Below are 21,143 nucleotides of genomic sequence, written 5' to 3'. Positions count from 1 at the left end.
CTCTCTTAAACTGACATGCAGATATATTTCATTTCAAGGTATTCTTCGATACCAAATTTAGAACCTTCACGGCCTAATCCAGACGATTTAATGCCACCAAAAGGCGCCACTTCTGTCGAGATTAATCCGGTATTAACTCCCACCATGCCATACTCAAGCGCTTCAGCGACTTTGTAGACTAGCGAAATGTCGCGGCCATAAAAATACGCCGCTAAACCAAATTCAGTGTCGTTAGCTTGTTTAATAACATCATCAACGGTATCGAATTTAAATAACGGTGCTAATGGGCCAAATGTTTCTTCTTTAGCCACCAACATCGACTTATCAACATCACGTAAAATGGTGGGTTCAAAAAACAATCCGCCCAAGCTATGCACTTTACCACCTGCTACAACACTGGCGCCTTTTGAAAGTGCATCCGCTAAATGGCTTTGTACTTTGGTCACCGCAGCTTCATTAATCAATGGACCGATATTGACCCCATCATCTGCGCCGTTACCCACATTGAGCTTAGCGACAGCAGCAGCAAATTTTTGGGTAAATTGCTCATACACGCCGGCTTGAACATAAATGCGGTTGGCACACACGCAGGTTTGGCCTGCATTACGGTATTTTGCAATCATGGCGCCTTCGACTGCGGCGTCGATATCGGCGTCGTCAAACACGATAAACGGTGCATTACCGCCAAGTTCAAGTGAGAGTTTTTTAAGTGTCGGGGCGCATTGCTCCATTAACTTAATGCCCACCGCGGTTGAACCGGTAAACGATAATTTACGCACTATAGGGCTATCGCATAAGGTATTACCAATGGCAATAGCATCACCAGTCACCACACTAAATACCCCCGCAGGAATACCTGCGCGATGAGCCAGTTCTGCTAACGCTAATGCGGTAAACGGCGTTTGCGGTGCAGGTTTAACCACCATAGTACAACCCGCAGCAAGTGCCGGCGCAGCTTTACGGGTGATCATCGCGGCAGGGAAGTTCCACGGTGTAATCGCCGCGGTAACCCCTACAGGTTGTTTAATTACCGTCAGTCTTTTATCTGCTTGATGTCCAGGAATAGTATCGCCATAAATACGCTTGGCTTCCTCGGCAAACCATTCGATAAACGAGGCGGCATAAGTCACTTCTCCTCTAGCTTCGGCCAATGGTTTACCTTGCTCTGTGGTCATCATCAACGCGAGATCGTCTGCATTTTCATGCATTAACTCAAACCAACGGCGTAACTTTTGGCTACGCTCTTTGGCAGTAAGCGCGCGCCATGCAGGTAATGCCTTATTGGCGGCTGTAATCGCGGCTTGGGTTTCAACGGCGCCCATCACAGGCACATGGCCAATAAGTTCTTGGGTTGCGGGATTGTTTATAGCAACCTTTTCACCACTGTCGGCGTCTATCCAAACACCATCGATATAACATTGCTCATGCAATAAGCTTGGATCATTTAAAATCACAACGCTCTCCTACTCATTCGATAAAATACTGTGTCTTTGTAAATAATGTTTATTCGGTTACACGCAATAACTAAATGCCAAATTTGTCACGCATGGTGTAATACCAGGCGCCTAATGCACTAAAGGGTACTCTCAGCGCATGGCCACCTGGGAACGGGTAATGTGGTAAAGCCGCAAACGCATCAAAGCGAGTCGCTTGGTTATTCAGCATTTCGGCAATTAACTTGCCGGCTAAATGAGTATAGGTAACCCCATGACCACTACAGCCTTGCGAATAATAAATGTTGTGTCCAATACGACCGACTTGTGGCAAACGTGACAACGTCATTAAAAAGTTACCTGTCCAGGCGTAATCCACTTTAACGCCTTTTAACTGCGGGAACGTATTTAACAACTTAGGCATAATCAAGGCTTCAACGTTGGCCGGATCACGTGCGCCATAAACAACACCACCACCAAAGACAAGTCGCTTGTCGCCGGTAAGACGGTAATAATCTAACAGGTAGTTACAGTCTTCTACGCAATAATCTTGCGGTAATAAGCTGGCCGCCATTTCATCAGACAGTGGTTCTGTTGTAATAACCTGAGTACCACAAGGCATTGATTTGGCTTGTAGCTCTGGAAGTAATTTACCCAAATAGGCATTACCCGCAACAACCACAAACTTACATTTAACCTGGCCTTGTGCAGTGTGCACAACTGGCGACTCACCGTCTTCAACGTTAATCACCGCTGAGTCTTCAAAAATTTGTCCGCCGAGCGATTCAACAGCACGGGCTTCGCCTAATGCTAAATTAAGCGGGTGAATGTGGCCGCCGCTTTTATCGAGCAAGCCGCCTACGTATAAATCAGTATTGACCACATTACGAATGCCGTCTTTATCGAGCATCTCTAAATGATTGTTATGCCCATGTGCTTCCCAGAGCTTTTTCTGCGATTGTAAATGGCCCATTTGCTTGGCGTTCATTGCCGCAAAGACACCGCCATCTTTTAAGTCACAATCGATGTTGTATTTGGCAATACGCTCACGAATAATTTGGCCACCTTCAAACGCCATTTGACCAAATAATTTGCCTTGTTCTTTACCAACTATCTTTTCGATACTGTCGATGTCGCGACTAAAAGAATTGACGATTTGACCGCCGTTTCGACCCGATGCGCCCCAGCCAATTCGGGCCGCTTCTAAGATAACCACTTTCATGCCGCTTTCTAATAAATGCAGCGCCGATGACAGCCCGGTATATCCCGCACCAATGATACAAACATCAGTTTCTATTGAAGATTCTAAACGAGGGCGTTCGACTTTATCATTAGCCGACGCAGCATAATATGAACTAGCGTGAGGTGTGGCGGACATAGCGCTTCCTTTATGGGTTCAAAACGAAATACAACTAGTTCATCGTACACTTAAGCATATTTAAAAACTAGCATTTAAAACGTAATTATTGACACTTTGTAGAATATATTTAACACCCTACGGTTCCTAGCGTTAAAAAAAAGCCACACTCAAAAAGCGTGGCTTTCGTGCAATCAAATAACCAATGTTACTCCATCGCTTCTTTCGATTTTTTCTCGGCACGCCGCGCCAGGTACCACGATAAGAATGCCACCAATGACACACTTAAGATGATAATCGTCGCCAGCGCGTTAATTTTAGGCGATACCCCTAAACGTACTGACGAGAACACCACCATAGGTAATGTGGTTGAGCCAGGGCCAGACGCAAAGCTAGCGATAACTAAGTCATCTAGCGACAAGCTAAATGACAAGAACCAACCTGCAATTAACGCCGGTGAAATCATCGGTACGGTAATTAAAAAGAAGGTTTTTAAGCGCGTAGCACCTAAGTCCATCGCAGCTTCTTCAATCGATAGGTCAAGTTCACGTAGCCTTGATGATACAACCACTGCCACATAAGCCGCACAGAACGTTGAATGGGCAATCCAAACGGTTAACATGCCCCGTTCTGCTGGCCAACCAAACAAATCAGCCATTTCAACAAACAGTAGTAGCAATGACAAACCGGTGATCACCTCAGGCATAACCAGTGGCGCAGTGATCATGTTAGACAATGTCAATTTTGCCCACGAGCGGCGAAAACGCGTCATCACAAATGCGGCCATGGTACCAATCACTACCGCCATAGTCGCACTGTAAAAGGCGATCCGTAAACTGGTCCATACCGCTCCAAGGATCTGATCATCTTTAAAAAGCTCACCGTACCATTTTGGCGAAAACCCACTCCAAACGGTAACCAGTTTCGACTCGTTAAATGAATAGATAACCAAAATAAACATCGGCGCATATAAAAACAGTAAGCCGACCCACAGCATCACTTTAGAGAAACTTAGCTTCTTCATACATCGTTCTCCATATTACGTGACTGATAACGGTGGAATAAGGTTATCGGAATAATCAACAGCGCTAGCATCACAATCGCAAGTGACGAAGCCACAGGCCAGTCGCGGTTATTAAAGAACTCTTGCCACAACACTTTACCAATCATGAGTGAATCTGGGCCGCCCAATAATTCAGGGATAACAAACTCACCTACAGCAGGAATAAACACCAACATTGAACCGGCAACTACGCCACCCATTGACAATGGCAAGGTGATTTTCCAAAACGTGTTAATACTGCTAGAACCCAGATCAGATGCGGCCTCAATTAAACTTAAGTCCAATTTCACTAAGGTGGCGTACAAGGGCAAAATCATAAACGGCAAGTAGGCGTAAATAATCCCGATGTATACGGCAAAGTTAGTATTGAGCATTTGGATAGGTTCAGAAATCACCCCTAACCACATTAAGGCGTTATTGATTAAACCGTTGTTGCTTAAAATTCCCATCCAGGCGTAAATACGGATTAAAAATGACGTCCAGGACGGCAACATCACCAGTAACAAAAACACCGTTTGTAAACGTGCCGGTGCTCTAGCAATAGCGTAAGCCATCGGAAAGCCTAAAATTAAGCAGCCCACAGTCGCCACAAACGCCATTTTTAATGAGGTGAGATACGCCATGTAATACATCGAATCTTGTAGTAACAGTAAATAGTTACCAAAATTCAGTGCAATATTGAGCATCTCATCAGCATAACTGAATGTGGCTTCATAAGGCGGGATCGCAATTGCCGCTGACGAAAAGCTCAACTTTAATACAATCGCAAACGGCAGTGCGAAGAACATCAATAACCAGAGGTAAGGCACCCCCATGGTTAGATATCTACCTTTAATTATTTTCAGTGGATTCTTCATGAGTTTAATACAACCCCGCTGCTGTCTTCCCAACTGATGTACACCTCATCTTCCCACGTTGGGTGGTCAGCGCGGCGTTCGCGGTTAATCATTGAGCATTGTACAATTTGCTTGTTTTTGAGCTTGATATAATAAACAGACAATCCGCCAAGGTAGGCAATATCGTGTACTACGCCATGTGCCCAGTTGTATTCACTTTCTGGTTTTTGGCGAGTAATAATGGTTTTTTCAGGACGCAGGGCCAAAAAGATATTTTTATTCTCAAGGCTGGTTGAAATACCATGGCCGATATAAAACTCACGGTCCAGAGTAGTTGACTTAATAATGGCGTGGTCGACTTCATCGGCAATAATCTCACCTTCAAATAAGTTCACTGTACCAATAAATTCTGCCACTAGGCGGCTAGCAGGAGACTCGTAAATATCCATTGGGCTGCCAGTTTGCGCAATCCAGCCTTCATGCATAATTGAGATACGGCCCGCCATAGTCATGGCTTCTTCTTGGTCGTGAGTTACCATCACGCACGTTACGCCTACGGCTTCTAAAATATCAACCACTTCTAACTGCATTTGGGTACGCAGTTTTTTATCTAATGCGCCCATTGGCTCATCGAGCAATAACAATTTAGGGCGTTTAGCAAGCGAACGAGCCAAGGCGACACGCTGGCGTTGACCACCCGATAACTGATGCGGTTTACGTTTACCGTATTTTTCCATGTGCACCAGTTTAAGCATTTCTTTTACACGTACTTCAATGTCCGCTTTTGGCATTTTGTCTTGCTTAAGACCAAAAGCAATATTTTGCTCAACGGTCATGTGCGGAAATAACGCATAGGATTGAAACATCATGTTAATAGGACGTTCGTACGGCGGCATGTCGGTAATATCGACACCATCTAAGAAAATACGGCCTTCAGTCGGTTTTTCAAAGCCAGCTAACATGCGCAGCAATGTTGACTTACCAGAGCCTGAGCCACCTAATAGGGCAAAAATCTCACCTTGATTAATCGTCAATGACACATCGTCAACGGCACGCACATCATCAAACAGCTTGCTTACACGTTCAATCTTAAGCAGGACTTTTTCTTGCGTCTTTGTGGTTGGTTTATTGGTGACGCCCGAGGTGTTTCCCATAATACTGCTCCGCCTTTTGGAGTATGTGTACCATAACAATCTACGTTGTTATGCGCACACTTAACCATTTTGTAAAGAGGCTAAATTAGCCAAATAAAGTTTACAAATAACTGTAAAAAGTAGGGCGAGTGACCTCGCCCTAGTGCTTCAGTTTATTGACCTGATTTCACTTTTGTCCAAGCGCGGGTAACCACACGTTGAATTTTTAATGGACGAACATCACCAATGTATAACTTATCAATTACCGACTGAGGTGGGTAAATGGCTGGGTCGTTACGAATGGCTTCATCAACAAGCGCTTGCGCTGGAACGTTAGCGTTGGCATAAGCAACATAGTTACTGATTGGCGCAATAACTTCAGGACGCATCAAGTAATTAATGAGCTTATGAGCGTTGTCAACGTTAGTGGCATCTTGTGGGATGGCTAACATGTCAAACCATAGGTTGGCACCTTCTTTAGGGATAGAGTAACCAATTTTGTTACCGTTACCGGCTTCATCAGCACGCGCAGCAGCCTGGAATACGTCACCCGAGAAACCAAACGCGACACAAATGTCACCGTTGGCTAAATCAGAAATGTAGCGTGAAGAATGGAAGTAAGTCACATAAGGACGCACTTTGGCTAATACTTCCGCGGCTTTTTCATAATCAGCAGCATTTTTGCTGTTAGGGTCTAGACCTAAATAAATAAGCGCTTGTGGCAACATATCGTCAGCAGAATCAAGCATAGAGAAACCACATGAACCGATTTTTTCAGCGTATTTTGGATTAAAAATAAGCTCTAAAGAGTCAAATGGTGCATCTTCACCTAAAACGGCTTTAACTTTATCGATGTTGTAACCAATACCATTGGTACCCCATAAATAAGGCACTGCATGCTCATTGTTTGGATCGGCTTTTTGTAGCTGTTTCATTAAATCGGGTTTTAAGTTGGCATAATTACTCAACTTAGTCCGATCAAGCTTTTGAAAAGCCCCGGCAATCACTTGCTTAGCCAAAAAGTGGTTTGACGGCACAACAATATCGTAACCGCTGCGGCCAGATAACAATTTAGCTTCGAGCACTTCGTTGCTATCGAACACGTCATAAATCACTTTAATACCGGTTTCTTTTTCGAAATTAGCTAATGTATCTTCGGCGATGTAATCTGACCAATTATACATTTTGACCACTTCCTCGGCCTGAATAGCAGTGCTTGAAAACACACTTGCTGTAATGAGGGCCAATGTGGATAGTTTGTTTAGTAGCTTCATACTTTCTCCCTTTTGGATAATGGTCAGTTATTGCTGACATTAGTTTTTTTCGCTAGCTATACCAGCGTGTAAAATCTTCTTTCTATTGAAAGAAATTATCCAATGCTACAACTTAACTATGCATCGGTATGATTACAGCAACGGCATGCGCTCCCATAATTTTGCGGATTTTATCAAAATCATTTTCGATTACTAGAGCGTAAAAATGTTTTTGGGTAAAAAATCACTATTTTACAATATTCATTCACAATAATTGGCGTTATTTGCCTTGAATGAACTGGTAAGTATCGTTTAATGCTTGGGTTGCCATGGCCACTAACGCATCGATTTCACTGTGGCTGATGGTTAATGGTGGTGAAATGATCATGGTGTCGCCAACAGAGCGCATCACCAGGCCATGCTTAATACACGCGTCGCGGCAAACCGTGCCCGCGCCAACGCTAGCATCAAATCGTTGATGAGTGGTTTTATCTTGCACTAGCTCAATGGCGGCGACCAGCCCAATACCGCGCACCTCACCCACTAAAGGATGCTCGGCTAATTGTTGTAAAGCCGACTGCAAATAGGGAGAGGTATCTGTTGCAACACGCTCTACTAGTTGCTCTTGCTCAATAATACGGATGTTTTCTAATGCCGCTGCGGCAGCAACAGGATGACCGGAATAGGTAAAACCGTGGGTAAACTCGCCACAATCTTGCTTAATCACATCGGCTACTCTGTCTGACACAATAACGCCGCCCATTGGCACATAACCCGAGGTCATGCCCTTAGCAATCGAAATCAAATCAGGCTGTAAATCAAAGTATTCAGCGGCAAACCATTTACCGGTACGGCCAAAACCGCTGATCACTTCGTCAAGAATGAATAAAATATCGTATTTAGCCAAAATACGCTTAATTTCTGGCCAGTAAGTAGAGGGAGGAATAATGACCCCACCTGCACCTTGAAACGGCTCGGCAATAAAGGCCGCGACATTGTCTTCGCCTAACTCAAGAATTTTTGCTTCAAGTGCTTGCGCGGTTTGTAAGCCAAAAGCTTCTGGCGTTAATCCCTTACCTTCGCCGTACCAATAAGGCTGGGCAATATGCACGACACCAGGAATAGGTAAATCACCTTGCTCATGCATACCCGACATGCCACCTAAACTGGCACCCGCAACGGTAGAACCGTGATAAGCATTCACACGACTAATAATGGTTTTCTTATTAGGTTTACCTTTAAGGTCCCAGTAACGTCGCACCATGCGTAAGTTAGTGTCGTTCGACTCAGAGCCTGACCCGGTAAAAAACACATTGTTCATGTGGGCAGGTGCTAATGAAGCAATTTTTTGCGCCAACTCAATCGCCGGAGGGTGTGAACATTGAAAAAAGCTGTTGTAAAATGGCAGTTGTTGCATTTGCTTAGCGACGGCATCAACAATAGATTGACGACCATAACCCACATTTACACACCATAAACCCGCCATTGCGTCGAGCAATTTATGGCCCATGATGTCCCATAAATAAACCCCATCAGCACGCTCAATAACACGGGTACCTTTTTCGGCTAAGCCTTTTGAATCTGTAAACGGATGGATAAAATGTTGCTTATCTGCCGCTTGTAAATTATCGAGCTTTTGCTGCTGGCTTACTAATGGGGTCGACATACTTGTATCCTTTAAAGCAGCTAGCAAACACAAAGCATCGACTAGCTGTTTATTCACTACCAGAGCACATCATCATTAATGATGGCTCTTTTACGTTTAATCATGCGAATAACTTACTTGTTGTATACCGTAACTATACGGTTAACAACAAGAACTCACGTTCCCATGAACTCACAACACGACGGAAGTTTTCAAGCTCAGCTTGTTTTACCGCCACAAATGCAGTGGTGAACGACTGGCCTAAATACTCAATACACGCTTCACTTTCTTGCATTGCCATTAGCGCTTCTTCTAATGTCACTGGTAAGTAGTTTTCGTTATTGGTACGGCTTTCGTTCGCACGGCCTGTCACTGGCGTCGACGGACGTAAGTTTTTATCCATACCAATAAAGCCACATAATAAGCTCGCGGCAATTGCAAGGTAACAGTTTGAGTCTGCACCTGGGATACGGTTTTCGATACGACGGTTTTGCGGCGACGACTCAGGAATACGTAAACCACAAGTGCGGTTTTCAACGCCCCACTCTAAGTTTACTGGTGCTGATGTGCCCGGTAAAAAACGACGGAACGAGTTAGCATTAGGAGCCATTAGCGGTAACAACTCAGGAATATACGTTTGCAAACCGGCAATGTAATTTAAAAATAACTGGCTTTGAGTCCCGTCTTCTTTGGTGAAGATGTTTTTGCCGGTTTTCTTTTCGATCACACTCTGGTGAATATGCATGGCACTGCCAGGCTCGTCGGTTACCGGTTTAGCCATAAACGTCGCACACACATCATGCTTTAAGGCGGCTTCTCTTAAAGTACGTTTAAATACAAATACTTGGTCAGCGAGTGCCAATGGGTTGCCATGGCTGAAGTTGATTTCCATTTGCGCTGGACCATCTTCGTGGATCAAGGTATCAATATCTAAACCTTGCGCTTCACACCAATCGTACATGTCTTCAAACAGTGGATCGTATTCGTTAGCAGCATCGATAGAGAAAGACTGACGGCCAGCTTCAGGACGACCAGAACGGCCAATAGGTGGCTTTAATGGTAAGTCATGATCGTCTGAACGCTTAGTGAGATAAAATTCCATTTCTGGGGCAATAACAGGTTCCCAACCTTTATCTTCATAAAGTTTAAGTACCTTTTTTAACACGTTACGAGATGACAACTCAATTGGGTTACCCATGCGATCATAACAATCGTGAATAACCTGCGCCGTAGCTTCAACCGTCCACGGCAACATGAAAACAGCGTTTTCGTCTGGTACACACACAAAATCGATATCTGCATCATCAAGTAATGAATAGAAAATCTCATCATCAATGTAGTCACCGGTGACCGTTTGCAACAACACACTTTCAGGAAGTCGCATCCCTTTCTCGTCGATAAATTTAGCAACCGGCGCAATTTTTCCGCGTGCAATCCCAGTAAGATCACTAATAACACATTCTACTTCGGTAATTTTATTGTCTTTCAAAAAAGCGATTAACTTATCCATTTTTATCTCTCTTGTGTTGCCGCATGTTGTCTGCAAGCTTGTCCGAATGCCTCGAAAATTGCAGTATAGAATGCATTTTCGGTTACTTTCCATTCTGGATGCCACTGGACACCTAATGCAAAATTTTTCGCATTTTTCACTGAAAATGCTTCGATTAATCCGTCCGGAGCAAATGCTTCTGGCTGTAACCCATCACCTAGGCGCTCCACGCCTTGAGTATGAACAGAGTTGACCTCTGCAGTGTCACAGCCCCATGCATCGTGAAGAAGCCCGCCGGTAACCAAATTAACTTGATGTGATAAGCCATATTGCACATCAAGTGGTGCATGCTTATCTTCTCTATGTTCAATAAATGTGCCAACTTCATGCAATTTTTGATGCAGGCTGCCACCATACACAACGTTCATTTCTTGAAAGCCGCGGCAAATACCCAATACAGGAATACCTGCTTCAATAGCCGCTTTAATTAACGGTAATGTGGTTGCATCGCGCTTGGCATCATGGTGTGTGCCAGCCTCACTAGGCTTGCCCTGATAATGATGGGGTTCAACGTTAGACGGAGAGCCAGTAAACAAAATACCATCGAGGCGAGAAAGCAGATCTTTTGTTGGTAATTCAATACCTAAAGACGGGATAACCAAAGGAAAACCTTTGGCGCCATTAACCACACTTAACAAATATTTTTCGCCCACGATATTAAATGGATGTAGACCAATTTGCTGATTGCATGCTATTACCCCTATGAGGGGAAGACTTGATTGAGACATATCTCACCTTTGGCAAATATTGTGATGAACTTATTGTTTACGTGTTCATTTTTTCACACACTACACGGATTTTTTTAGCTAGGCAAGAGGATAACTGATGATAAAAATAACTTTTCAAAAAATAAAAACAAAACATAATTAAAACAATCTGATAACTTTAAATCTACCACTGAGTCCAAAAAGTAAAACGGGGATAGAATTCGCTAACAACCGAGGTCAATTGCGCCAAAATGGGGAGTGCATTGCACAATAAAGGTGAATTTATTGCTTTATATTATTTACACAAGATAGAAAATACTGATAGGAATACCAACATAAATAAACACAATCTCTGCCAAATCACCTAACAGAAAGTCATTCGGACAAAAACAAAAGGCATGAGTGGATACAGCGTTATCTAGACGGGCTATCGAGCATTTAGTCGGTGCTTAAGCTGTAAACTACACCGTTAACAAATGTACTGATCGCCCGCTGATATGGCCAAAGCAAAGTGATGAGCTACAGTAAAAAATGTTGCTAATCATTAAAAGGTTCATCTTAAAACAAGCCGTTAAAAATCGGCAGGGGTTGTGGCGCTCACTAAACGGCAGGGTTCATCAAACGGGTTACGAAAACGATGCGGTTGTTCACTATTAAAATAATAGCTATCGCCTTTTTCTAGAATAAACACTTCCTCACCAACGGTCACTTCGAGTCTACCCTCGACCACTATCCCGCCCTCTTCGCCTTCATGCTGTAACATTTCAGCGCCAGTGTCAGAGTTAACCGGATACGTTTCGCTCATTAATGACATCGCACGGCTAGGATAATCACGGCCAATTAACTTATACACTAAATCGCCAGTGCCAATATCGAGCAACTCATTGGCACGATAAACCACTTTTTGATCACCGATAGAGCCATCATCAATTGAGAAAAAATCCACTAACGACATGGGTATTCCAGCCAATACCTTTTTAAGTGAGCTCACTGACGGGCTAACACTGTTTTTTTCAATCATTGAAATTGTGCTGTTGGTCACCCCTGCACGCTTGGCTAACTCACGTTGTGAGAGACCTTTCAATTTGCGAACAGCTTTTAGGCTTGCACCAATGTCCAAATTCGTTCTCCTAGTTAGTGTGGATCAATTCCGACGTTAAGTGTTGTAGATTATTAACACATATACAACACACAATATTAATTAATCACGATAACACGCTTAAATCAAAGGAATTGTATTTTACATCAAATGAGTGTTAAATAAAATGCACACTTAGAGAGCGCTTACGCTTAATCGCCATTTGTTTAAAAGCTATTGGGAGCACGTAAATCAATAGCTTGGAGTCAGCATGCCAACTAAATCGCCTATCCACAGTCAACAGTACCCAGACTCCTTTTATGTTGCCACAGCAAAAGAGTTATTCGACTACCCAACATTAACCGAAAACATTGATGTTGACGTGTGTATTATCGGCGGTGGGTTTAGCGGAATTAATACTGCAATAGAGCTAAGACAACGCGGTTACAGCGTAGCTTTATTAGAGGCTAAGCGTATTGGTTGGGGCGCATCGGGACGTAATGGCGGTGAACTAATCCGCGGAATAGGCCATGATGCAACACAATTTAAAAATGAAATAGGCAGCGAAGGGGTAAAATCCATTCAGCAAATGGGCTTTGAGGCTGTTGATATTGTGATTGAGCGTATTGCCGAGCACAACATTGAATGCGACCTGCAAATGGGTTATTGCGACCTCGCGGTAAAACCACGGCACATGGACGATTTAGCAGCAGAATATCAGGATCTTAAATCTCAAGGTTATCAAAAACCGATCACACTGCTTGATCGAAGCCAAATTGGCGAAGTGATTGGATCAGACTTTTACCAGGGTGCACTTGTTGATATGGGCAGCGGCCATTTACACCCGCTCAATTTAGCCTTAGGCGAAGCCCGAGTCGCACGAGAACTCGGCGCCCAGTTATTTGAACACAGCGCCGCAGAAAAAATCATTAAAGGTGACAAACCCAAAGTTATCACCGCACAAGGCCAGGTGACTTGCAATTATTTAGTTGTGGCAGGCAATGGTTATATTGGCAATACACTCAGTCCCTATTTAGGCGGTAAAGTCTTACCCACAGGCACTTACTTACTTGCCACAGAGCCATTAACCGAACAGCAATGTGCCAGTATCGTCCCGCAAAACATGGCTTTTGCCGACATGCGCGTGGCGTTAGATTATTTTCATTTATCTGCAGACCGCCGTTTATTATTCGGCGGTTTATGTACTTATTCAGGTAAAGACCCTAAAAACATTGAAGCTGAGCTCAGACCCAATCTTGAAAAGGTATTTCCACAACTTAAGGGAATCAAAATTGATTATGAATGGGGCGGCATGATGGGCATCGGCGCTAACCGTATGCCCCAAATTGGTCGATTACCCGATGCAGCCAATATCTATTTTGCCCAGGCATATGCTGGTCATGGTGTTAACGCCACCCACATGGCAGCAAGATTGATTGCCGAAGCGATTAGCCAACAGTCACAACGCATTGATGTGTTTAATGACATAAAGCACATGACTTTCCCAGGCGGCCCCATGTTCAGATCGCCCATGCTAGCGGCTGGGATGCTGTACCACAGAATGAAGGATTTGCTATAGGTTGCGGGATTTGCTGTGGGTTGGCAAAAGGGTCAACCTTTGTTTTTTTATGGCCTGCGGCCACACCAGACTTTTCAAACTTCGTTTGAAGTAAGATCGCAAGGTTCCACCCTGCACTGGCCAAATACTGCGTCATTCCGGCAATGCTTTTGAGCCGGAATCCAGGTGTTTGTTTTGCTTTGTGCTTTTTTACTTTATGGCCTGCGGCCACTAACGTCGTGGCGCTTCGCCCACACCAGACCAAGAGGAAACCAACGGCTGTTCCCTCTTGGATCTCCCAGCCGCCACATCAAAATCATCTGAGAAGCGATAATTTCGCGACGTGGTTGAATCCAGCTTCTGACCGCGTTTGTAACCGTCTTCGGTCTTATTCGAAAATGCTAACGCTTCAGATGGGAGTCTGATGTGAATGGATTCACAAATGTCGTGGTGGCATGGATGCCAAGGAACGACCCTTCCCCTCCAAAGCTAGTACGCCATCCATGGCTAGCTCACGTCATTTTCTTCAACGGCCTCAAGTTCAGAGTTGAATTTGGGCATTTGAAAGCTAATTTTGGAGAAAACTGGTTAACACTCTTCTCGTCGTCCCGGCAATGCTTTTAAGCCGGGATCCAGGTGTTTCTTTATGCCTTGTGATTTTGACCTATAACCACCAATGTTGTGGTGGCATGCTCAGTTCACGTATTCTTTTATAAAGAGTCTTCAACGACCTCAAGTTCAACGTTGAATTTGGGCATTTAACACTCTTCTCGTCGTCCTGGCAGTGCTTTTAAGCCGGGATCCAGGTGTTTCTTTATGCCTTGTGATTTTGACCTATAACCACAAATGTTGTGGTGGCATGCTCAGTTCACGTATTCTTTTATAAAGAGCCTTCAACGACCTCAAGTTCAGAGTTGAATTTAGGCATTTGAAGCTAAGGCCAAATCATTTTGGACAAACTGGTTAACACTTTCCTCGTCGTCCCGGCAGTGCTTTTAAGCCGGGACCCAGGTGTTTCTTTATGCTTTGTGATTTTGACCTATAACCACAAATGTTGTGGTGGCATGCTCAGTTCACGTATTCTTTTATAAAGAGTCTTCAACGACCTCAAGTTCAACGTTTAATTTGAGCATTTGAAAGCTAAGAATAACTCGTTTTTGGACAAAAGCGTTTTAGAAAAGTCATTGTTTCAACTTACTTTTTACAAAAATTTACTCTGCCCCTATTAATTTACCCTATGAATGTTATCGTTAACGACTATGACATATGTGTAGCTAATTTTGCCTGACGTTTAAACATGATATGAGCGCGAATATGATCGTATGCATAGTTATAAATATAAGCGTAAATGGTAATAAATACCGTCACACTAATATCTAACCAAAAAGCCTCAATCAGTGATATTTTAAGAATGAAAGCCATCACAGGTATTGTTAGCATCAATAGCCCACTTTGAAAAAGTGTAATATATAACACCCGCTGTTTTACGGTTCTTTGTTCACGAGACTCGGTATAAAACTTATCGAAAATGATATTAAAAATAAAATTCCAGCCCATGGCGATAGTCGCGATAGCTATCATAGTTCCTGAAAGGGACATCAATTCATGTTCGGTAAATATCATCAAACCGACTATTGAACCAACAACAGCAAGAAATTCAAACAAAACAGCATGGAATATACGCTCTAACGTAGACATAACAACCTCAACTCACTTAATAAGCATTAACAACGGGATTAATTAGAGCGAGATTATGGCAATTAGAAACAGCTAAAAAAAGTTAACAGCTATCACACTTCGTGATACCTTTATTCCAATTGAGCAAAAAAACAAGGTTTGCTATGTATAGTTTTGAACAGCTGAAAATATTTATCACTGTATGTGAAACAGGCTCGTTTTCGGCCGCAGCACGCAAGCTTAAACGCGCTCAATCAGGGATTAGCAGTGCGATCTCAAATTTAGAAACCAGCATTAACCAAACCTTATTTGATCGCAGCGGCAATATACCTACCCTCACGAATGAAGGCGAAGCATTACTGCCTGTAGTAAAGGCAATCATGCTGCAACAGCTGCACTTTGAGCAAAAGATTGCCTCGCTTGAATTACAGCACGAGCATGAGTTGGTTATCGCGATTGAAGAGAGTTTAATTAGTCCTGCATTATTGGCTCATTTGGCGATTCTTGCTGATGAATTCCCTATCACCAATGTTGAAATTATTGCAGAGTCCACTTTAGGCATAGGTAAACTCGTAGAAGATGGCAGCGCACATATTGGGATTGTGTATGCCGACGGAAAAATCCATCATCAAGTTGATTTCACGACCATTGGTTATACACGATTTATTACAGTAGCAGCACCAAATCACCCACTATCCAGTAAGCAAAAAATTAAAGATATCGACCTACGCCACCATCGACAAGTGGTGTTAAGGGCAACCGAAGGTCAAGAACTCTGGTTCAGTTACGGTATTAGTTCTCAGCATTGGTATGCCAATAATCACACCATCATTAATGAATTAACTCAGCAAGGAGTTGGTTGGTCTATTTTACCAGAGCAAATGGTGCAACCCGCTATTGATACAGGAAAGCTCATCAAGCTCGATATAGATTTCGAGCCTAACGGTTGGATTAATACCCTTGATTGCCTCTCCAGTCGTCGACATGTTTTAGGCCCTGTTTACGAGCGCGCCATGGCCTTGTTGAAAGAGTATATGAATCAGCAAAACCTCCATAACAGCTTTCATATTGATCATTAGTTTTAAATGTTTATCGATCAAATTGAAAAGAATAGCAATGGACTAAAGGAACTTGCTGACTACGAAACTTGCCCGATAACAATCTCATCAAACATCGCGGCATATCGTATTAGTTAAGTGTGTTTTACCCAACCAATGCTAAGTAAATATCTATTACCTTTTACAATTTTTGAAACTTGATGTTCACTTACATCTGGTCTAAATAGTTTAATCCGCTTTGTTTCATAAATTGGATTAGAGCAAATAAACTCACCACCAATATCTGCATTTTTGATTACTATATTTAATCGATAATGTTTACCCGATACAACTTTATCCGTATGCGGAGCGATTTCACTCCCTTCAGGAAATTTGAGCAGATAAGTATCGAATTTTACAGGCCAAGTTGCTCCACAAAGTAGCATTTTATCGTAACCCGATTTTTGCCTGCCTCGTTCCCAACGAAATAGTTTACTCAGATAAGACATACAGACTCTCGAAATCCTTGTGAGGTAGAAACAAGTTAACCATAATTTTTATCGTGGGTTAGAAAAAGGGTCAACCTTTGTTCATTTATGGCCTACGGCCACCAACGTCGTGGCGCTTCGCCCACATCACATCCATGGCCAGCTCACGTATTCTTTTATAAATAATCTTCAACGGCCTCAAGTTCAGAGCTGAATTTGGGCATTTGAAAGCTAAGAACAACTCGTTTATGGACAAAAGCGGGTTAAAAGTTACCTTTTTATTAAAGTTTACCCTGACCCCACTAAATTTTTGACCCCACTAAATTTAAAGAAAGCTGGATTATATTCACTAAGAGATGGATGGATCGCAGTTCATTATCCTAACCAAAAAGTGAGTTAGGAGTTCTAAATGAACCGCCCTCGGCAACATGCTCCTGCGTTGCTCTATCTCCTGAATCCGTTCAGTCGTGTGCGGAGCCGCATGCAGGGTGATGTGGGAGCTGGAGGCTAGATACCTCCGGCGACCCGATTATATTGCGCTTACGCTCAACTCTCTTTTATGACGCAATTGAACACCAAGTAGCGTACCTAATAAAACAGCTATGACATGTAGCAAAGCTGGAATTAAAAATATCAAAGGCTCGATTGGTATTTCTAAGAAAATGTATAGTAAGACACTCACACTTAGATTCATAAACCAATAAACTGCCGCAACTAAAACTGCTTGTTTATACGGACTAGTTGTTTGCTTATAGCCTAAGTAAAAATACGCAATTAGAGAGATTACAAAACCTAGGACGTGAAGAGTAAAAATGAATGGCATACTTTGAGTCGCTTCACCAGAGCCAACAATCAGCGTAGCAATCGCAGATAAAACAACCAATAATAAATACAAGCCTACTGAAAAGAGCACAATCCTAGAGTATTTCACGATAATCCTTTAGCAATATAACGAGACTGTAGAATAACTCTAACAGCCAAATTCAATTAAAAAACGAGCTCCTGAAATCAATCCTAGGCGCTTTTAAGACACTAGGTAATGCATTTGGAACCGGCTGTATTTTCTTAACAAAGAGTAATTCTACAGCCTCAACGCCCCAATTTGGGGAAATTGTGAGTGTTTTGGCACGAAGTGCCAGCGAGTAATTTTCCCAGGCCAACTTGTTGGCCGAACAATATTGGCTTGTTAGCTGGAAACTTCGTATTTGATTTCAATACCTAGAGTCTCATTTAAAAAATTGTTAACTTTTTCATAGAATTTTTTTGCACTGTCACTTAATTCAAATGCACATGCCACAACTATTGAAACACTCTTCCCCTCATCATCAGGGAATTCTTCAAAAAGTTGACCGGACTCTATAAAGCGAATGTATGAATTAATTTTCGCTTGTAACAAATGCTGATGCGCTAATTCATCGCACCAATCTAAATGGTCAGTAATCAATAAAACGACCTCATTATGTTCAATAGAAGAAACTACTGAGTCAATTTTATTGATTTCCGTTATAGCCATACTTCCCCTGACCAGCTAACGTTTTAGTATTTATGCGTTGCGTAGTTTGCAAGGCATAAATCGCTTGTTGGACTTGGCCGATGCCACATCCAAATTAATCGGTATGTTTTATGCTATAGGAATTTGCTTTTTTTCGGTAGTGGTATTTTGTACAACCTTTCGGCTAATTGTTTGTTCTGATTACACCTTTTAAGGTAGGTTTTATCATTCTTCATCTTTTATCATTGCTCTTTCATCGTTCTATTTTCTGATTTGTCCACTTGAGGATGCGTTTGACTGCCTCACCCAACTGAATGTTTGCTAAGTTTGCTTTTATAACTGACAGCCCGACTTTCTCTGATTAACCTGACAACCTCAACTTCGCCTCTCGCGCTAACATGGTCAGCAGTGGTACCAGCCCCATAAACATTAATCGCCCATTGGCACATTTTGGGCAACACCAATGTCCTAACGTCTCAGTAATCTTGATGTCTTTAAGGGCTTTGGTTGGCATTTGTTGTTGAATTAGGCTTAACTTTTTACGTAGCTAATTAACAATGGATGGCACGGTTAATTATCGATGGCATTAGCGGTAACCTGCTTTAACCGTGATTCGTGCATCATGCCTTTGCGGGTGTAACGCCCGAGATATTCCACCACCGTTTCTGCTTTAGAATTTAATTGGGTCAGGGTAAACTTTTATAAAAGGATAAGTTCTAAGTCACTATTGTCCTAACACGTAGTGTGCTTTAAAGATCCAAATTCACTCTGAACTTGAGGCCGTTGAAGAAAATAGCGTGAGCTAGCCATGGATGGCGGGCTAGCTTTAGAGGGGAAGGGACGCCCCATCTGAAGCGTTAGCATTTTCGAATAAGGTCGAAGAACACTAAGATGAAGTTAAAAGCTGGATCTGACCACGTCGCAAAATTATCGCTTTTCAGATAATTTTGATGTGGCGGCTGGGAGATCCAAGAGGGAACAGCCGTTGGTTTCCTCTTGGTCTGGTGTGGGTGAAGCGCCACGACGTTAGTGGCCGCAGGCCATAAGTACAAAAGTACAAAAGTACAAAAGTACAAAGCAAAACAAACACCTGGATTCCGGCTAAAAAACATTGCCGGAATGACACAGTATTTGGCCCGTGCAGGGTGGAACCTTGCGATCTTAATCTGGTGTGGGCGAAGCGCCACGACGTTAGTGGCCGTAGGCCATAAAGTAAAAAAAGAACAAAGCAAAAAAACACCTGGATTCCGGCTCAAAAACATTGCCGGAATGACGCAGCATTTGGCCCGTGCAGGGTGGAACCTTGCGAACTTAAGCGTTAGTGGCCGCAGGCCATAAGTACAAAACAACACCAGGATTCCCGATTAACAGATTTTCGGGAATGACAGTGAATATAAGCATTCCCGAGATAACGATAATATTGACCCCTATTCTATTGGCAGTGCTGCATCTCCGCCCCAGACTGCCCATGAACCATCGTATAACGCGGCTTGATGATGGCCTGCAACATAAGAGGCTAAAATCAAAATACAGGCGGTGATACCAGAGCCGCAACTGAACACCCGTTGGGCGTTATTGCTGGTATCAAGCTTGGCAAAAATCGTGTGTAGCTCTTTAGTCGATTTCATTTTAAAGCCGTTTAACACCTGGGCAAACGGCAAGTTTAATGACCCAGGAATATGACCACTGCGCATGCCAACGCGTGGCTCGGGTGAAGTACCATTAAAGCGCCCTGCTGCGCGGGCATCAATAATATCCACATTGGCATGGCCAAGGTGAGTTAACACAAATTCGGTGTCGCACACTTTATGTTGTAAAAAACGCCCTTTTATATCGCCAGCCTGAGTTGGACTCGCAAATTGGCGCACGGTGTCTTTACCTTCTGCACGCCACTGCGGTAAGCCGCCATCAAGCACAAATACTTTTTCGACTCCCATGGCTTTTAATGTCCACCAGGCACGTGGCGATGAATAAATACCTTGGTCATCGTAAATAACCACAGTGCTGTTATGAGTGATACCTAGGATTTTCGCGGCATCTGTAAATTGCTCTGGGGTTGGCATTGCGTGGGTTTGCGGTGAATGGTGATCAAATAATAGCTTATCAATTTGGCATGATATTGCACCGGGGATGACATATAGCTCATCGTAAACCAATGGTTCTTTGCCCAGCACAACTTCCATGCTGGCATCGAGTATGACTAAATCGGGATCTTCAAGATGTAACGCCAGCCAATCTGTGGTCACTAAAGGAGAATTCACATTATACCTCACTATGTTCACTATATGGTTAAACCAATGGATGCTAGCTCAAGCGTTTTATTGCCGCTGTTTATCAATATAACGCTGAGTTAAGCAGCTTAAATAACTGAATAAAGTAATACCTACAGCATCGGCGACTAAGTCGATAATGTCTAATGTTCTTGATGGAATAAAGCCCTGGCTGATTTCTTCACTCAAGACGAATATTGACACTAGCACAGCACCATAATAAAGCGGAATACGTCCGAGCGAAAAGTGTCGACTCTGTAACGCTAAATTGGCTACATAAGTTAATAAACCAAATAACAACATATGGCCAACTTTATCGCCATAAGGAATATGACGGATTAAGTCGAAAAAAATACTGTTGCCGCCAGTGTTAGCTAAATAAATGATCCATAAAATAAAACCGAAAAAACCAGCGCCAACAAAGATGGCTAATCGAGAAAATAGAGTATGAGTCATGTCGCTTCATCCATGTATGACGGTGGAATGTGTAAGTAATGTTCGAGATTTCAGTGTACGCGAAGAGAGCAAAAAGAGGCGTTAATTTTACTTAATAAAAAAGCCCTTTAT

General features: G+C 43.0%; 18 protein-coding genes and 1 pseudogene. 2 read left to right on the top strand and 17 right to left on the bottom strand.

The features are described from left to right. Nucleotides 1–5: 5 nt before the first annotated feature. The 10 genes from gabD to AC19MX_RS06205 form a co-directional block, all read right to left on the bottom strand. The gene (gabD, locus tag AC19MX_RS06250) at nt 6–1,454 is read right to left on the bottom strand and encodes an NADP-dependent succinate-semialdehyde dehydrogenase (protein WP_498297098.1); all 1,449 of its coding nucleotides are present in this window, start codon (nt 1,452–1,454) and stop codon (nt 6–8) included. A gap of 70 nt (nt 1,455–1,524) precedes the next feature. Beyond that, nucleotides 1,525–2,811, bottom strand: a complete 1,287-nt coding sequence (locus AC19MX_RS06245; RefSeq protein ID WP_432399367.1) for an NAD(P)/FAD-dependent oxidoreductase — start codon at nt 2,809–2,811, stop codon at nt 1,525–1,527. A 187-nt stretch (nt 2,812–2,998) separates the two neighbouring features. Beyond that, nucleotides 2,999–3,814: an ABC transporter permease subunit gene (locus AC19MX_RS06240; protein ID WP_498297096.1), complete on the bottom strand. Its 816-nt coding sequence runs from the start codon at nt 3,812–3,814 to the stop codon at nt 2,999–3,001. Continuing rightward, nucleotides 3,811–4,710 carry an ABC transporter permease subunit gene (locus AC19MX_RS06235; protein WP_432399369.1) on the bottom strand — a complete coding sequence of 300 codons (900 nt, stop codon included), beginning with the start codon at nt 4,708–4,710 and terminating at the stop codon, nt 3,811–3,813. The genes AC19MX_RS06240 and AC19MX_RS06235 overlap by 4 nt, the downstream gene beginning before the upstream one ends. Continuing rightward, nucleotides 4,707–5,843, bottom strand: coding sequence for a polyamine ABC transporter ATP-binding protein (gene potA / locus AC19MX_RS06230; protein WP_432399370.1), 1,137 nt, complete (start codon nt 5,841–5,843; stop codon nt 4,707–4,709). Before potA ends, AC19MX_RS06235 begins: the two co-directional genes overlap by 4 nt. 152 nt (nt 5,844–5,995) lie before the next feature. After that, nucleotides 5,996–7,096 (bottom strand): polyamine ABC transporter substrate-binding protein, encoded by a 1,101-nt coding sequence (locus AC19MX_RS06225; protein WP_498297094.1) that lies wholly within the window; start codon nt 7,094–7,096, stop codon nt 5,996–5,998. Between the two features lie 259 nt (nt 7,097–7,355). After that, nucleotides 7,356–8,741 (bottom strand): aspartate aminotransferase family protein, encoded by a 1,386-nt coding sequence (locus AC19MX_RS06220; RefSeq protein WP_432399372.1) that lies wholly within the window; start codon nt 8,739–8,741, stop codon nt 7,356–7,358. 133 nt (nt 8,742–8,874) lie between these two features. Then, a complete protein-coding gene (locus AC19MX_RS06215; RefSeq protein WP_498297092.1) occupies nt 8,875–10,230 on the bottom strand; it encodes a glutamine synthetase family protein in 1,356 nt (451 codons plus the stop codon). Nucleotides 10,231–10,232: 2 nt separating this feature from the next. Further along, nucleotides 10,233–10,997, bottom strand: coding sequence for a gamma-glutamyl-gamma-aminobutyrate hydrolase family protein (locus AC19MX_RS06210; protein ID WP_432399374.1), 765 nt, complete (start codon nt 10,995–10,997; stop codon nt 10,233–10,235). A gap of 550 nt (nt 10,998–11,547) precedes the next feature. Further along, nucleotides 11,548–12,096 carry a cupin domain-containing protein gene (locus AC19MX_RS06205; protein WP_432399375.1) on the bottom strand — a complete coding sequence of 183 codons (549 nt, stop codon included), beginning with the start codon at nt 12,094–12,096 and terminating at the stop codon, nt 11,548–11,550. A 229-nt stretch (nt 12,097–12,325) separates the two neighbouring features. On the opposite strand from AC19MX_RS06205, the gene AC19MX_RS06200 reads away from it, so the two are divergent. Beyond that, entirely contained in the window at nt 12,326–13,633 is a 1,308-nt protein-coding gene (locus tag AC19MX_RS06200; protein ID WP_498297091.1) for an NAD(P)/FAD-dependent oxidoreductase, read from the top strand. Nucleotides 13,634–14,869: 1,236 nt separating this feature from the next. Here AC19MX_RS06200 and AC19MX_RS06195 read toward each other — a convergent pair. Continuing rightward, entirely contained in the window at nt 14,870–15,310 is a 441-nt protein-coding gene (locus AC19MX_RS06195) for a PACE efflux transporter (protein ID WP_498297089.1), read from the bottom strand. A gap of 143 nt (nt 15,311–15,453) precedes the next feature. Between AC19MX_RS06195 and AC19MX_RS06190 the strand changes: the two genes are divergently transcribed. Further along, nucleotides 15,454–16,368 (top strand): LysR family transcriptional regulator, encoded by a 915-nt coding sequence (locus tag AC19MX_RS06190; RefSeq protein ID WP_498297087.1) that lies wholly within the window; start codon nt 15,454–15,456, stop codon nt 16,366–16,368. A 113-nt stretch (nt 16,369–16,481) separates the two neighbouring features. Here AC19MX_RS06190 and AC19MX_RS06185 read toward each other — a convergent pair whose 3' ends face one another. The 6 genes and pseudogenes from AC19MX_RS06185 to AC19MX_RS06160 all read right to left on the bottom strand — a co-directional run bounded on the left by AC19MX_RS06185 (nt 16,482) and on the right by AC19MX_RS06160 (nt 21,032). Beyond that, nucleotides 16,482–16,835: a 2OG-Fe(II) oxygenase gene (locus AC19MX_RS06185; protein WP_498297086.1), complete on the bottom strand. Its 354-nt coding sequence runs from the start codon at nt 16,833–16,835 to the stop codon at nt 16,482–16,484. 508 nt (nt 16,836–17,343) lie between these two features. Then, nucleotides 17,344–17,745, bottom strand: coding sequence for a hypothetical protein (locus AC19MX_RS06180; protein WP_432399380.1), 402 nt, complete (start codon nt 17,743–17,745; stop codon nt 17,344–17,346). A gap of 255 nt (nt 17,746–18,000) precedes the next feature. Then, the gene (locus tag AC19MX_RS06175; protein ID WP_498297085.1) at nt 18,001–18,327 is read right to left on the bottom strand and encodes a DUF6572 domain-containing protein; all 327 of its coding nucleotides are present in this window, start codon (nt 18,325–18,327) and stop codon (nt 18,001–18,003) included. Between the two features lie 340 nt (nt 18,328–18,667). Next, nucleotides 18,668–18,981: pseudogene (locus AC19MX_RS06170) on the bottom strand (IS91 family transposase); the annotation flags it as partial. A gap of 752 nt (nt 18,982–19,733) precedes the next feature. After that, nucleotides 19,734–20,567 (bottom strand): sulfurtransferase, encoded by an 834-nt coding sequence (locus AC19MX_RS06165; RefSeq protein WP_498297083.1) that lies wholly within the window; start codon nt 20,565–20,567, stop codon nt 19,734–19,736. Between the two features lie 57 nt (nt 20,568–20,624). Beyond that, on the bottom strand, nt 20,625–21,032 hold the full coding sequence (locus AC19MX_RS06160; RefSeq protein ID WP_498297081.1) for a VanZ family protein: 408 nt from the start codon (nt 21,030–21,032) through the stop codon (nt 20,625–20,627). Nucleotides 21,033–21,143: the final 111 nt, after the last annotated feature.

This window comes from Shewanella sp. MF05956 (genome assembly GCF_059758055.1).
This window is presented reverse-complemented; position numbering and strand designations above follow the sequence as displayed.